Here is a 13,267-nt window from a genome sequence, read left to right as displayed (position 1 = left end):
TGCGGCCCTCGTGGGGCCGTCACCGAAGCTACCGCCGGACTTCCCATTCGGATCCCGTCTCGACATGATGAGTGGCATCACGATCTCGAATGGAGCGCCGATGCTCGACCCGACCCTGCTCGCCACCTTCCTGCAGGTGGCCGACACCCGCAGCTTCACGCAGGCGGCCGCGCGCCTCGGCATCAGCCAGCCGACCGTGAGCCAGCAGGTGCGGCGGCTGGAGCGCGCGGTCGACCGCACGCTCATCGCGCGCGACACCCGCGACATGCAGCTCACCGACGCGGGCGACGCGATGGCCGGCTTCGCGCGCACGATCCTCGCCGCGCACCGGGCGGCCGAGAGCTACTTCGGCGGATCCCAGGTGAGCGGCCGCCTCCGCTTCGGCACCGCGGACGACCTCGCCATCACGCAGCTGCCGCGGATCCTCCGCCACTTCCGCCAGCTGCACCCGCAGATCGAGCTGGAGCTCACGGTCACGCAGAGCGGGCCGCTGCACCGGCGGCTGCTCGCGGGGCAGCTCGACCTGATCCTCACCAAGACGACCGTGGACGAGCAGCCGGCCGAGCGCCGCGTCGGCCGCGACCGGATGGTGTGGGTGGGCCTCGAGCGCACGCTCGTGGAGCCCGGTGCCACGGTGCCGCTCATCGCGTACCGGGCGCCGAGCATCAGCCGGCAGATGGCGATCGACGCGCTCGAGCGGGCCGGCCGCACCTGGCGGGTCACCTGCAGCACGCGCGACGTGAACGGCGTGCTCGCCGCGGTGCGCGCGGGCATGGGCGTGGCGGTGCTCCCGCAGGCGCTGATCCCGACCGACCTCGTGAAGGTCACCACGCGCCTCGCCCTCCCCGAGCTCGACGAGGTGGACTACGTGCTGATGGCGAACCCGGCGGGGCCGCGGGAGTCGATCGAGGCGCTGACGTCGGCGATCATGTCGCGCGGGGTGGCGCGGGCGAGCTGAGGGCGGGCGTCGCGCGGAAGGGAGTAGGCGTCGCGCGGAGCGGTGCGGGCGTCGCGCGGGAGCGAGCGGGCGTCGCTACCAGCGGGCGACCGGCGGCAGGCCGTCGTCCGCGAGCCCGCCGTCGCGGCTCCGGTCGCGCGCGCGCGGCCAGCGGCCCCGTCCGCGTGCGCCGGGCTGGTGCGGCGGCTCGGGCTTGTCGGGGTCGGCGCCGGGGGTGCCCGGCTGCTCGAGCTGCATGGCCAGGGCGCGGAGTCGGGCGTCGAGCTCGGCGTGCGCGGCGGCCGCCTCGTCGAGCCGGGCGCGCTCGTCGTCGACCTCGGCGGGGATCCGCGTGGCCTCCTCGAGCGGCATCGCGTCGGCCCGGGCCTCCGCGAGGCGGCGGGCGCGGCGGCGCGAGGCGAGGATCCCGAAGGCGCCGACGGCGATCTGGAAGAGGCCCAGCCAGCCGGACGCGTCGTTGACGGGCGCCAGCACGTGCCAGGCGCCGAGCGCGATCCAGCCGATGTTGACCCACATGGGCCAGGCAAACCCCGAGGCGCCGCCCGGGCTCCCCGGAGGCCGACCCGTGCCGCGTCCCTCGTCGCTCATGCCGTTCCTCCGTGCCGACCCGCCTGTGCCTGCGAGTGTGTCACGCGAGGTCGGGAGCCGCCTGGAGCCAGACGAAGGTGCGCGGGCTGAGCACGATGCCCTTGGTGAGGCGCAGGCGCTCGTCGCGCACGAGGTCGACGGCGTGCTCGGCGAACCCGCCGAGGGTCTCCGCCTCCACGGTCGCGGCCTCGTCGCCGAGGTTCGCGAGCACGAGGACCGTGCCGTCGGCGTGGGGCCGCTGGTAGCCGAGCACGTGCGGGTGATGCGCGTCGAAGCCGACGACGCGCGTGCCGCCGAGCGCCGGCGTGGCGCCGCGGACGGCGACGAGGCGGCGCATCCCGGCGTGCACCACGCCCGTGCTGGTGGTGCGGTCCTCGCGCTGGTCGTAGCGCTCGAAGGGGTGCAGCGGGCGGTTGATCCAGCGGCTGTCGTCGGCGTGCGCGGGCACGTCGTCGTAGCCGTAGTCGTTGAGCTGGCCCACCTCGTCGCCGAGGACGAGGACGGGGAGGCCGCCCGTGCTGAGCGCGATGGAGTGGGCGAGGAGGATCCGCTCGACCGCCCCCGGGTCGTCCTGCTCCAGGCCCGCGAGGGAGGCGGTGGTGCCGGCGACGCCGGCGGGGTGCGCGACGCCGCGCGCGTGACTGCCGGCGAAGCGGCCGAGGTGGAAGTCGGTGAGGAAGCGGCGGTGCTCGTCCGGGTCGATGCCGAGGGCGCGCGCGTCGTCGTCGTCGAAGGCCCAGCGCAGCGCGTCGTGGTCGCGGACGCGCGTGGTCCACGCGGTGCCGGCGGGCGCCTCGCCGCGGCGCTCGAGCGAGCGGGAGAGGAGCGCGGGGGAGCGGGTGGCGAGGGCCTCCCAGACGAGGGCGGTGCGCTCGGGGTCGTCGACGAGGCGCACGGCGGCATCGGCGTCGAGGACGGCGGACGCCCCGCGCGCGTCTGCTGTGACGGCCAGGGCGACCCCGGGGGCGACGCGGCGGCCGACGGCGGCGAGCACGCGGAGGAGGGCGGACGCGCGGGCGGGATCGGTGTCGTCGGTGTCGTCGTCGGCGGCGTCGGCGAGGATCGCGCGCGGGTCGACGCGCAGCAGGTCGGCGCCGGCGGAGGCGAGCGCGGCGGCCTCGCGGGCGACGGCGCGGATCCGGTCGGGGAGGGCGTCGGCGGCGTCCGTCGCCGAGAGCTCCACGGCGAGCGTGAGTCCGGCATCGTGGAGGGCGTCGGCGAGGCCGGCGAGGTCGCGCGCGGATCCGAGCCCGGAGCGCACGCGCAGGCCGGGCGCCAGCAGCGCGTCCGCCGGGGCGTCGTCGGCCGCGGGCTCGGCGACGGGCGTCACCTCGAGGTGCGAGAGGCCGAGCTCGACGAGGTAGGGGATCCGCGCGGTGAGGCCCGCGAGGTCGCCGGCGTAGCGGTCGACGTAGCAGGAGCCGCCGGTGCGGCGGTCGAGGTCCGCGTCGGTGGATCCGCGCTGGGCGGCGGGCACGCCGAGCGCGTCGGCATCGGCCGCGTCGGCGGCGAGAGCGTCGGCGAGGGCGCCGGCCTGATCGCCCGCGAGCAGGGCCAGGTCGGCGACGAGGGCCGCGCGGTCGAGCGGGGGCGCGGGAGCGGCGACGACGGGGGCGTCGTCGGCGGCGGGGCGCGCGTCGTGCGCGCGGTCGTCGTCGCGACCGGATCCGCCTGCTGCGGGATCGGTCGTGAGCTCGGTGCTCCTCATGCTCGGTCCTTCCTCCGCATCCGGCGGGCAGCGTCGCCCGACCCCCTGATCCTACGGGCGAGGGGGCGCCGTCGTCCGGCCGGGCGCGGGCGCCCGCGCGGATGCGGCGCTGGGCGGCCAGGCGCGCGGCCCCCGTCGCATCCACCGGAGCGTGTGCCGCAGCCTCCCGACCGCCTGCGAGCCCGCCTCCTCGCCTCGCGCGGGCGCCCCCGCCCGGGTAGGCTCGCAGGCGTCGCGACTGGCGTTCGGATGGGTCACCATCGGGGAGCGACTCACACGGTTGGTGGCCGTACGCCTGGGCCACGACGCATCCTCTCGTCCACCGTGCACAAGGAGTCCCATGCCCGTCGACCAGTCCTTCAACGCCCCCCTCTCCGAGGTCGACCCGGAGATCGCGGCCGTCCTCGAGCAGGAGCTCGGCCGCCAGCGCGGCACCCTCGAGATGATCGCCAGCGAGAACTTCGTGCCGCGCGCGGTGCTGCAGTCCCAGGGATCCGTGCTCACCAACAAGTACGCGGAGGGCTACCCGGGCCGCCGCTACTACGGCGGCTGCGAGTTCGTCGACGTCGCCGAGCAGCTCGCCATCGACCGCGCCAAGAGCCTCTTCGGCGCGGAGTTCGCCAACGTCCAGCCGCACTCGGGCGCCACCGCCAACGCGGCCGTCCTCGCCGCCATCGCGCAGCCGGGCGACACGATCCTCGGCCTCGAGCTCGCGCACGGCGGCCACCTCACGCACGGCATGAAGCTCAACTTCTCCGGCAAGCTCTACGACGCCGCGGCCTACGGCGTGGACCCCGACACCTTCCTCATCGACATGGACGTCGTGCGCGAGAAGGCGCTCGAGCACCGCCCGCAGGTGATCATCGCCGGCTGGTCGGCGTACCCCCGCCACCTCGACTTCGCCGCGTTCCGCGCGATCGCCGACGAGGTCGGCGCCAAGCTCTGGGTCGACATGGCGCACTTCGCGGGCCTCGTGGCCGCGGGCGTGCACCCGTCTCCCGTCCCGTACGCGGACGTCGTCTCCTCCACCGTGCACAAGACCCTCGCGGGTCCCCGGTCCGGCGTGATCCTCAGCCGCGACACCGCGCTCGCCAAGAAGCTCAACTCGGCCGTCTTCCCGGGCCAGCAGGGCGGGCCGCTCATGCACGTCATCGCGGCCAAGGCCACGGCGTTCAAGATCGCGGCCACCGAGGAGTTCGCCGACCGCCAGCGCCGCACCATCCAGGGCGCGCAGATCCTCGCCGAGCGCCTCGTAGCGGCAGACTCCACCGAGGCCGGCGTCTCCGTCCTCACGGGCGGCACCGACGTGCACCTCGTGCTCGCCGACCTGCGGGACTCGCCCATCGACGGCAAGCAGGCGGAGGACGCGCTGCACGAGGTCGGCATCACGGTCAACCGCAACTCGGTGCCGTTCGACCCGCGCCCGCCGATGGTCACGTCCGGCGTCCGCATCGGCACGTCGGCGCTCGCCACCCGCGGCTTCGGCGAGACGGAGTTCACCGAGGTCGCGGACATCATCGCCGAGACCCTGAAGCCGGGCAGCGACCTCGCCGCCCTCCGCGCGCGCGTGCTCACGCTCACGGACGGCTTCCCGCTCTACGAGGGCCTCACCCAGTGACCGCGGTCGTGCTCGACGGCGTCGCCACCGCGTCGGCCGTCAAGTCGGAGCTCGCCGTCCGGATCCGCGCCCTCCGCGAGCAGGGCCTCGTGCCCGGCCTCGGCACGCTCCTCGTGGGCGACGACCCGGGATCGCGCTCCTACGTCGCCGGCAAGCACCGGGACTGCGCCGAGGTGGGCATCGAGTCCATCCGCGTCGACCTCCCGGCCGACGCCTCCGAGGACGACGTGCGCCAGGCGATCGAGCGCCTCAACTCCGACCCGGCCGTCACCGGCTACATCGTGCAGCTGCCGCTGCCGGCGGGCATCGACGAGAACGCGATGCTCGAGCTCATCGACCCGTCGAAGGACGCGGACGGCCTCCACCCGACCAACCTCGGGCGCCTCGTGCTCGGCGTGCAGGGCGAGCTCACCTCGCCGCTGCCGTGCACGCCCGCCGGCATCGTCGAGATGCTCGAGCGCTACGAGGTGCCGATCGCCGGCCAGCACGTGGTCGTCGTCGGCCGCGGCCTCACGGTCGGGCGCCCGCTCGGCCTGCTGCTCACGCGCAAGGGACTCGACGCCACCGTCACGCTCACGCACTCGCGCACGCGCGACCTCGAGCAGGAGGTCCGCCGGGCGGACATCGTGGTCGCCGCCGTGGGCGTCGCGCACCTCATCCGGCCGGAGTGGGTCAAGCCGGGCGCCGCGGTGCTCGACGTCGGCATCACGCGCGTCGTGGATCCCGAGACCGGGAAGGCGCGCCTCACGGGCGACGTCGACCCGGCCGTCGCCGAGGTCGCCGGCCACCTGTCGCCGAACCCGCGCGGCGTCGGGCCGATGACCCGCGCGATGCTGCTGGTGAACGTGGTGCTGGCCGCCGAGCGCGACGCGCGCCTGGCCGCCGAGCTGCGCGGCTGACGGCGCTCGCCGCGACAGCGCCCGACTCGACCGGGCGGCGGCGATGCAGGAGGGGACGGCCGGTCAGGCCGTCCCCTCCGCGCGTCCGGGGTCGGTCGACGCGGCGAGCAGGACCGCGGGCGTCGGGATCGCGCCCGCGTGGATCCTGGCGTTCTCCACGTAATGCGCGGCGTTCGCGCGGAGCCCGGCGACCTCCTCGTCCGTGAGCTCGCGCCGCACCCTGCCGGGCACGCCCGCGACGAGCGAGCGCGGCGGGATCACCTGCCCCTCGAGCACGACCGTGCCGCCGGCGAGCAGCGACTCCCGGCCGACGACGGCGCCGTTCATCACGGTGGCCGACATGCCGACGATGCAGTCGTCTTCGACCGTGCAGCCGTGCAGCACCGCGTTGTGGCCGACGCTCACGCCCCGGCCGACCGTGAGCGGGAAGCCCGCGTCGACGTGGCAGCTCACGTTGTCCTGCAGGTTGGAGCCCGCGCCGATCCGGATGTCCGCGGCCTCGGCCCGCAGCACGGCGTTGAACCACACGCTGGATCCGGCGCCGAGCGTCACCCGCCCGACCACGCGCGCGCCGGCGGCCACGAGGGCGTCGTCGGCGATGACGGGGGCGGGCGATCCGGGGAGCGCGCGGACGGTGGCCTGGGGATCGACGGTCATGCCGACAGGGTAGGCCGCGGGGTCAGGCGCGCGGGCGCATCCGCGTGCCGCGCTCCATCGGCGCGAAGCCCGCGGCGACGTACGCGTCCCACGGCGCGCGGTAGTAGGGGAGCGGGGAGGCGTTGATGAACACGTCTCGCCCGCCCAGCTCGCCGACCCGGCGGCAGACGTCGAGCGCGAGCGTCTGCGCGAGGCCGCGGCGGCGGTGCGCGGGCACGATGCCGAGCGGCTCGAGCTCCGCCCAGCCGCTCGCGGGGTCGAGCCAGGCGGTGCACGTGCCGGCGAGCGAGCCGTCGGGGGCCTCGATCACGAGGTCGAGCTCGCGCCGGTAGACGGCCGCGGTCTGCATGGTCGCGTAGCCGTCCGCGTCGAAGCGGCTCTCGGCATCCGGGTCGATGCCGTCGCCGGATCGGTCGGTGAAGGGCAGCTCGACCGGCTTCCAGGCGCGGCGGTGGGTGTCCACCTTGGCCTGCTCCTCGCCCTCGCCGACCGGGCGGATGCGGTACCCCGCGGGCGGCCGCGCGCCCGTGTCCCGGGCGGGGTGGCGGAGCCCGGCGAGCGGGACGGCCTCGTCGACGAAGCCGCGGGCGGCGAGGATCCCGCGCAGCCGGTCCTGCCGGCGGTGCACGGCGACGCTCACGCCTCCGTCGCCGGCCGCGTCGAGGACCCACGCGGCCAGCAGGTCGGTGGTGGCCTCGTCGCCGGGCGCGCACTCGACGCGCGCGTCGTCCGTGGAGAAGCCGGCCCAGCCGATCAGGGCGCCGGCCGCGTCGCGCACCACGGCCATCCGCTCGGGCAGCTGCCCGGTGGACGCCTCCCACGCGAACCCGCCGGGGTGCGTGGAGGCGGGGAACCAGGCGGACAGCGCAGGCGCGATGTCGCGCACCGCCTCGTCCCGGTCGTCGGCGATCTCGGTCAGGCCCTCGGGTGGTCGCATGCCGCCGAGCCTAGGGGGGCGACGCGGCGGCCGGGCTCCTACTGCTCCGCCTTCGCCCCGTCCGACGGCGTGACCGTGAAGACGGTCGGGCCCGTGTAGCCGTGCTCCGCGAAGGCGCCGTCGATCGCGACCTGGAGGCGCGAGAGGGAGTCGACGTCGATGAGCGCGATGGCCGATCCGCCGAAGCCGCCGCCCGTCATGCGCGCGCCGATCGCGCCCTCGTTCTGCGCGACCTCGACCGCGAGGTCGAGCTCCGGGACGCTGATCTCGAAGTCGTCGCGCATCGAGCGGTGGCTCGCGTCGAGCAGCTCGCCGATCGCGCGCGGGCCCTCCTCGCGGAGCGCGCGCACGGTGTCGAGCACGCGCTGGTTCTCGGTGACGATGTGGCGCACGCGGCGGAACGTCTCGTCGTCGAGCACCTCGCGGGCGCGGACGAGGTCGTCGACCGAGAGGTCGCGGAGGGTCTCCACGCCCATCAGGCGCGCGCCCTGCTCGCACGACTCGCGGCGGGCGCGGTAGCCGCCGTCGGCGTGCGCGTGGGCGACGTGCGTGTCGATCACGGCGATGGTGAGGCCGGCCGCCTCGAGCCCGAGCGGGATGACCTCCGCCTCGAACGACCGGCAGTCGAGGAACACGCCCGCGTCCTGCCGGCCCAGGAGGCTCGCGGACTGGTCCATGATCCCCGTCGGCGCGCCCACGATCTCGTTCTCGGCGAGCTGCCCCGCCGCGGCGAGCGTCGGCCGGTCGAGGCCGAGGCGCCAGATGTCGTCGAGCGCGAGGGCGATGGATCCCTCGAGCGCCGCCGACGAGGACAGCCCCGCGCCCACGGGCACGTCGCTGTCGATGAACACGTCGAACCCGGGCACGGCGGCGAGGTCGGCCCCGCGCTGGCCGAGGGCCCACGCGACGCCCAGCGGGTACGCCTGCCAGCCCGCGATGCGCTCGCCGGTGAGGTCGGCGAGGCGCGCCTCCACGACCTCCTCCGAGAAGGAGCTGGCCAGGCGGATCCGGTCGTCGTCCCGCGGCGCGAGCGCGATGACCGTGCGGCGGTCGATGGCGAACGGGAACACGAACCCGGCGTTGTAGTCGGTGTGCTCGCCGATGAGGTTCACGCGCCCGGGCGAGGACCACACGCCGTGCGGCTCGCGCTCGAAGCGGGCGCGGAATCCCTCGCGCACGTCGTCTCGGATGTCGGTCATGCGTCCTCCACTGCCTTCCGGATCATCTCGGCCGCCTTCTCCGGCGGCACGTCGCCGATCCAGGCGCCCATGGCCGCCTCGGATCCGGCCAGGAACTTGAGCTTGTCGGCGGCCCGGCGCGGCGACGTGATCTGCAGCATCAGCCGGATCTCGTCGCGGTGCGCGCCCACGGGCGCCTGGTGCCAGGCGGCGATGTACGGCGTCGGGGTGTCGTACAGCCGGTCCATCCCCTGCAGCAGCTTCAGGTACATGCTCGCGAGCTCGTCGCGCTCGGCCTCGGTCGTCTCCGCGAGGTCGGGCACGTGGCGGTGGGGGAGCAGGTGGATCTCCACGGGCCAGCGCGCCGCGAACGGCACGAACGCCGTGAAGTGCTCGCCGCGGAGCACGACGCGCTCGGACGCCTGCTCGGTCTCGAGGATCCGCTGGAACAGGCCCGGCCCGAACCGCTCGATGGACTCCACGAGCCGGCGCGTGCGCGGCGTGATGTAGGGGTACGAGTAGATCTGCCCGTGCGGGTGGTGCAGCGTGACGCCGATGGCCTCGCCGCGGTTCTCGAACGGGAACACCTGGCGGATCCCGGGCATCGCGGAGAGGGCGCGCGTGCGCTCGGCCCACGCCTCCACCACGGTGCGGGCGCGCGACGGCGTGAGGCCGCTGAACGAGCCGGTGTGCGCGGGGCTGAAGCAGACGACCTCGCAGCGGCCGACCGAGGTGCGGGTGCGCTCCAGGCCGATGGCGGTGAGGTCGTCGTCGTCGACGGGCGCGTCCACGCCCTCCGCGTCGGCGAGGGCGGGTCCGAAGGACGGCGACTTGTTCTCGAAGACCGCGACGTCGTACATGCTCGGGATCTCGGACGGGTTCGTGGGGCTCGCGGGGGCGAGGGGATCCAGCTCCGCCGGCGGCAGGTGCGCGCGGTTCTGGCGGGCGGCCGCGATCGAGACCCACTCGCCCGTGAGGACGTCCTGCCGCATCGTCGCGGTGGGCGGTCGAGGGGCCGCGGGGCGCGCGTCGACGGCGCGCTCGGGCGGGAGGGTCGTGTCGGCGTCGTCGAAGTAGACGAGCTCGCGGCCGTCGGACAGCAGCGTGCGGCGCTGCGTGATCCCGGACGGCGACGTCGTGACGGTCTGGTCGGCATGCATGATCCCCCGATCCTACGGGCTCCGAGCGTGCCGATCTGCGTCGGCGAAAGGCCGGGCTTGCGTTCCGGCAACCGCGTGCGGGAGGCTCGCGGCATGGCCGACGACTCCGCTCCCGTCCCCGCGGCGACCCGCCGGTCGCGCATCCTCGAGCGGCTCGGCGACCGCGGCTTCGCGACCGTCGCCGAGCTCGCGGCCGACGCGGGCGTCTCCGCCGTCACGATCCGCGGCGACCTCGACGCGCTCGCCGACTCCGGCGCCCTCCAGCGCGTGCACGGCGGCGCCGTCCTCCGCTCGGGCCTCGCCGCCCGCGAGCAGAGCCTCGAGGTGACGCTCGAGTCCGCGGCCGACGCCAAGCGCGCCATCGGCCGCGCGGCCGCCGACATGGTCGAGAGCGGCCAGAGCGTGCTCCTCGACGTCGGCAGCACGACCCTCCAGGTGGCGCGGGCGCTCGTGGCGCGCGAGGACCTCGTCGACGTCACCGTCATCACGAACGGGCTCACCCTCGCCCTGGAGCTCGAGCGCGCCATGCCGCGCTTCACCGTCGTCGTCACCGGCGGCACGCTCCGGGCGCTCCAGCACAGCCTCGTGGATCCGCTCGCCACCGTCGTGCTCGACCGCCTCCACCCCGACGTCGCGTTCATCGGCTGCAACGGCATCGACGTCGACCGCGGCGTCACCAACGTCAACCTGCCGGAGGCCGAGGTGAAGCGGCGGATGGTCGCCGCGAGCGCCCGCACCGTGGTCGTCGCCGACGGGGCGAAGCTCGGGCGCACGCACCTCGGATCCGTCGCCCCGCTCGACCTCGTCGACACGTTGCTCACGGACGCCGACGCGGATCCGCACGAGGTGGCCCGCCTCCGCGACGCGGGCCTCCGGGTCGTCGAGGCCGCAGGGTCGTCCGCGGTCGCGCGGCCGTAACGTGGATCCCATGAGACCCGTCACCGGAGAGCAGCACCACCTCGTCCACGCCGGCCCGTCCGGCGAGCTCCGCGCCACCGTCGTGCAGCTCGCGGCGGCGATCCGCGGACTGACCCTCGACGGCGTCGACCTCGTCGAGCCCTACGGCGAGGACGTGGTCGCCCCGATGGGCGCCGGCATGGTGCTCGTGCCGTGGCCCAACCGGATCCGCGGCGCCCGCTACGAGCTCGACGGGAAGGCGCAGGCGCTCGACGTCACCGAGCCCTCGCTCGGCAACGCGTCCCACGGCCTCCTCCGCAACACCGGCTACGCCGCATCCGACCGCGCCGACGACCGCGTCACCCTCTCCGCGACCGTCTTCCCGCAGCATGGCTACCCGTTCCTCCTCGACACCTCCGTCACGTACCGGCTCACGGACGACGGCCTCGTCGTCACCCACCGGATCCGCAACGACTCCGATCGCCCCGCGCCCGTCGCGGTCGGCGCGCACCCCTACCTCGCCGTCGGCGGCGTCCCCTCCTCCGAGCTCACGCTCACGGTCCGCGCGGACACGTGGTCCGAGGTCGACGACGCGCTGATCCCGGTCGCCGACCACCCCGTCGACGGCGCCGACGAGGATCTCCGCCAGGGCCGCGTCGTCGGCGACCTCGACCTCAACACGGGCTACGGCGACGTCCACGTGGAGGGCGGCACCAGCCGCCACGGCCTCACCGCGCCCGACGGCCGCGGCGTCGAGCTGTGGGCCGACGCGTCCTTCCGCTTCCTGCAGGTCTACACGCCGCACGCGTTCCCGACCCACGGGTCGCAGGCCGTCGCCATCGAGCCGATGACGGCGCCGGCCGACGCCTTCAACTCCGGTCGCGGCGTCCGCCTCCTCGCGCCGGGCGAGGAGTGGACCCTGAGCTGGGGGATCCGCGCGACGGGCTTCTAGCGCCTACGGCATGAGCGCACAACTCATCGCGAGGAAGGGCGTCCCTTCCTAGAATGCGGCACGTGATGCGGATCCTCCACGTCGCGTTCCGAGTGCTGCAGTCCCAGGAGGCCCGCGTGACGAAGCTCAAGGTGGTCATCCTCCTGGTCCTCGCGATGATCGCGATCCCCGCCGCGCATCTGGCGCCGGCCTTCGCCATCGCATTCTGGGCAGTGGGTGCCGCGCTTCCGCTAGCGGCCATCCTCCTCATCGTGCGCGAACGTCGGCGGATGGCTCGAGAGCGCTGACTCGTCAGGACCTGCCGCGCTGTCCGCCCTTCCCTCGGGTGGTCGGACGATGCGGCGGTCTCTCTTCCTGCGGCGTCGAGCTCTGGGCCGACGCTTCTTCCCGTTTCCTGCAGGTCTGCACGACGCACGAGTTGCCGACCCACGGCCGCCAGGCCGTCGCCCTCGAGCCGATGAGCGCCCCGTGGACGCCTTCGAGTCGGTCGTCGGCGTGCGCCGGCTCGTGCCTCACGAGGAGTGGACTCTGAGCTGGCGGATCCGCGCGACGAGCATCGGGGGTCGGCAGGCGCACCCCCGAATTGGGTGGGGGAGCGCGGGCGTCGTGACCCTACGGTGAGGGTAATTACCCAACCGAAGGAAATGATGCGACCTCTTCCCCTCGTGACGGCGGCCCTGCTGGCCGTCGCGCTGCTCCTCCCGGCCCAGGCGGCGACCGCCTCGGTCGACCCGATCCCGTCGCCGACCCCCACCGCCGAGCCCGCGCCCACGCCGGTCCCGCCGCGCGACCAGGGTCCGTACCAGATCTACGTGACGCCCTTCGACGGCACGATCTACGAGCTCGTCGGCGGACAGAGCCCGCGCGCCCTCAGCTACGAGCGCTGGCGGGACGTCTACGACCTCCGCACGCCGTTCATGTCCTCGACCGACTACGTGAAGTACCCCTGGTCGTCGACCGTCTACGCGGTCACCTTCTGGCCCGGCGGTCAGGACGCCTGGCAGTGGACCCGCCTCGGCTACAGCCAGTTCGTGAAGGCGGGCTCCCCGTCGGTCCGCAACGCGGGCTGGATCGTCAACACCTACATCTACAAGTGGGGCACGTCCGCCGAGCTCCTCGTCGAGGGCGAGGACGGCGTCAACCACAAGCTGACCGGTGCCGAGTGGCGCGACATGAACTTCCGCGGATACGACGACCGCGCCAACGAGGGCTTCATGAAGCTCTCCTGGACCAGCGACATCGTCCGCATGACGGACGTGCGCAACGGACAGGGCCGCGCCATCGGCTATGGCGAGTGGCAGGAGGAGGCGTTCCCGACCCCGCAGGTCGTGCAGCGCATCAACGGCGACCAGTTCTACCGCTACTCCAACAGCAACCAGGTCTGGTACGCCGGGCCCGGCATGAACCGCGTCGTGAACATCAACGAGTTCCGCGCCGCGGGCTCGCCGTCGCCGCGCGTGATCCAGGTCGCCGGCCAGCCGACGCCGCCGCCGTCCAGCGGTGGTGGTGGCGGTGGTGGCGGAAGCGCCTTCTACGCCAACTGCGCCGCCGTCCGCGCGGCCGGCGCCGCCCCGCTCTACCGGGGACAGCCGGGCTACAGCCGTGACCTCGACCGCGATGGTGACGGCGTCGCCTGCGAGAGGTGATCGAGCCGAGCTAGGACAGGAGCCCCGCCCCACCGGATGGTGGGGCGGGGCTCCCTCGCTCCGTCCGAG

At 74.6% G+C, this 13,267-nt stretch carries 13 protein-coding genes and 1 riboswitch; of the genes, 7 read left to right on the top strand and 6 right to left on the bottom strand.

Annotation, left to right across the window (positions count from 1 at the left end):
- Window positions 1-100 precede the first annotated feature (100 nt).
- The gene (locus tag FGG90_RS08895) at window positions 101-958 is read left to right on the top strand and encodes a LysR substrate-binding domain-containing protein (RefSeq protein WP_094127914.1); all 858 of its coding nucleotides are present in this window, start codon (window positions 101-103) and stop codon (window positions 956-958) included.
- Between the two features lie 75 nt (window positions 959-1,033).
- Here FGG90_RS08895 and FGG90_RS08890 read toward each other — a convergent pair whose 3' ends face one another.
- On the bottom strand, window positions 1,034-1,474 hold the full coding sequence (locus FGG90_RS08890; RefSeq protein ID WP_237583279.1) for a hypothetical protein: 441 nt from the start codon (window positions 1,472-1,474) through the stop codon (window positions 1,034-1,036).
- 112 nt (window positions 1,475-1,586) lie between these two features.
- Window positions 1,587-3,254, bottom strand: coding sequence for a DUF3459 domain-containing protein (locus tag FGG90_RS08885; RefSeq protein ID WP_094127920.1), 1,668 nt, complete (start codon window positions 3,252-3,254; stop codon window positions 1,587-1,589).
- Between the two features lie 224 nt (window positions 3,255-3,478).
- Window positions 3,479-3,562, top strand: a riboswitch (ZMP/ZTP riboswitch).
- A gap of 32 nt (window positions 3,563-3,594) precedes the next feature.
- On the opposite strand from FGG90_RS08885, the gene glyA reads away from it, so the two are divergent.
- Together glyA and FGG90_RS08875 are read left to right on the top strand one after the other, a co-directional pair.
- A complete protein-coding gene (gene glyA / locus FGG90_RS08880; RefSeq protein WP_094127923.1) occupies window positions 3,595-4,872 on the top strand; it encodes a serine hydroxymethyltransferase in 1,278 nt (425 codons plus the stop codon).
- A complete protein-coding gene (locus FGG90_RS08875; RefSeq protein ID WP_094127926.1) occupies window positions 4,869-5,771 on the top strand; it encodes a bifunctional methylenetetrahydrofolate dehydrogenase/methenyltetrahydrofolate cyclohydrolase in 903 nt (300 codons plus the stop codon). Before glyA ends, FGG90_RS08875 begins: the two co-directional genes overlap by 4 nt.
- Before the next feature lie 63 nt (window positions 5,772-5,834).
- On the opposite strand, the gene FGG90_RS08870 is transcribed toward FGG90_RS08875, so the two are convergent.
- The 4 genes from FGG90_RS08870 to galT are packed head-to-tail and all read right to left on the bottom strand — an operon-like array spanning window position 5,835 to window position 9,703.
- Window positions 5,835-6,428 (bottom strand): gamma carbonic anhydrase family protein, encoded by a 594-nt coding sequence (locus tag FGG90_RS08870; protein ID WP_094127929.1) that lies wholly within the window; start codon window positions 6,426-6,428, stop codon window positions 5,835-5,837.
- 22 nt (window positions 6,429-6,450) lie between these two features.
- On the bottom strand, window positions 6,451-7,365 hold the full coding sequence (locus tag FGG90_RS08865; RefSeq protein WP_094127932.1) for a GNAT family N-acetyltransferase: 915 nt from the start codon (window positions 7,363-7,365) through the stop codon (window positions 6,451-6,453).
- Window positions 7,366-7,403: 38 nt separating this feature from the next.
- A complete protein-coding gene (galK, locus tag FGG90_RS08860) occupies window positions 7,404-8,564 on the bottom strand; it encodes a galactokinase (RefSeq protein WP_094127935.1) in 1,161 nt (386 codons plus the stop codon).
- Entirely contained in the window at window positions 8,561-9,703 is a 1,143-nt protein-coding gene (gene galT, locus FGG90_RS08855) for a galactose-1-phosphate uridylyltransferase (protein ID WP_094127937.1), read from the bottom strand. The genes galK and galT overlap by 4 nt, the downstream gene beginning before the upstream one ends.
- 93 nt (window positions 9,704-9,796) lie before the next feature.
- On the opposite strand from galT, the gene FGG90_RS08850 reads away from it, so the two are divergent.
- From FGG90_RS08850 to FGG90_RS08835, 4 genes are all read left to right on the top strand, one after another.
- Window positions 9,797-10,621, top strand: coding sequence for a DeoR/GlpR family DNA-binding transcription regulator (locus FGG90_RS08850; protein WP_094127940.1), 825 nt, complete (start codon window positions 9,797-9,799; stop codon window positions 10,619-10,621).
- Between the two features lie 10 nt (window positions 10,622-10,631).
- Complete coding sequence (locus FGG90_RS08845; RefSeq protein ID WP_094127942.1) at window positions 10,632-11,552, top strand: aldose 1-epimerase family protein; 921 nt, start codon at window positions 10,632-10,634, stop codon at window positions 11,550-11,552.
- 116 nt (window positions 11,553-11,668) lie between these two features.
- Window positions 11,669-11,839: a hypothetical protein gene (locus FGG90_RS08840; RefSeq protein ID WP_165771379.1), complete on the top strand. Its 171-nt coding sequence runs from the start codon at window positions 11,669-11,671 to the stop codon at window positions 11,837-11,839.
- Between the two features lie 360 nt (window positions 11,840-12,199).
- Window positions 12,200-13,198, top strand: coding sequence for an excalibur calcium-binding domain-containing protein (locus tag FGG90_RS08835; protein ID WP_237583278.1), 999 nt, complete (start codon window positions 12,200-12,202; stop codon window positions 13,196-13,198).
- Window positions 13,199-13,267 lie beyond the last annotated feature (69 nt).

This window comes from Clavibacter michiganensis subsp. tessellarius (assembly GCF_021922985.1).
Taxonomy (GTDB): Bacteria; Actinomycetota; Actinomycetes; order Actinomycetales; family Microbacteriaceae; genus Clavibacter; species Clavibacter tessellarius.
Note: the sequence above shows the minus strand (reverse complement) of the source record. Positions and strands in the feature narration are given on the sequence as shown.

Bases quoted from the DNA above. Each gene is read 5' to 3' on its own strand.
- FGG90_RS08895 (WP_094127914.1), top strand. From the start codon at position 101: ATGCTCGACCCGACCCTGCTCGCCACCTTCCTGCAGGTGGCCGACACC.
- FGG90_RS08890 (WP_237583279.1), bottom strand. From the start codon at position 1,474: ATGTGGGTCAACATCGGCTGGATCGCGCTCGGCGCCTGGCACGTGCTG.
- FGG90_RS08885 (WP_094127920.1), bottom strand. From the start codon at position 3,254: ATGAGGAGCACCGAGCTCACGACCGATCCCGCAGCAGGCGGATCCGGT.
- glyA (WP_094127923.1), top strand. From the start codon at position 3,595: ATGCCCGTCGACCAGTCCTTCAACGCCCCCCTCTCCGAGGTCGACCCG.
- FGG90_RS08870 (WP_094127929.1), bottom strand. From the start codon at position 6,428: ATGACCGTCGATCCCCAGGCCACCGTCCGCGCGCTCCCCGGATCGCCC.
- FGG90_RS08865 (WP_094127932.1), bottom strand. From the start codon at position 7,365: ATGCGACCACCCGAGGGCCTGACCGAGATCGCCGACGACCGGGACGAG.
- galK (WP_094127935.1), bottom strand. From the start codon at position 8,564: ATGACCGACATCCGAGACGACGTGCGCGAGGGATTCCGCGCCCGCTTC.
- galT (WP_094127937.1), bottom strand. From the start codon at position 9,703: ATGCATGCCGACCAGACCGTCACGACGTCGCCGTCCGGGATCACGCAG.
- FGG90_RS08850 (WP_094127940.1), top strand. From the start codon at position 9,797: ATGGCCGACGACTCCGCTCCCGTCCCCGCGGCGACCCGCCGGTCGCGC.
- FGG90_RS08845 (WP_094127942.1), top strand. From the start codon at position 10,632: ATGAGACCCGTCACCGGAGAGCAGCACCACCTCGTCCACGCCGGCCCG.
- FGG90_RS08835 (WP_237583278.1), top strand. From the start codon at position 12,200: ATGCGACCTCTTCCCCTCGTGACGGCGGCCCTGCTGGCCGTCGCGCTG.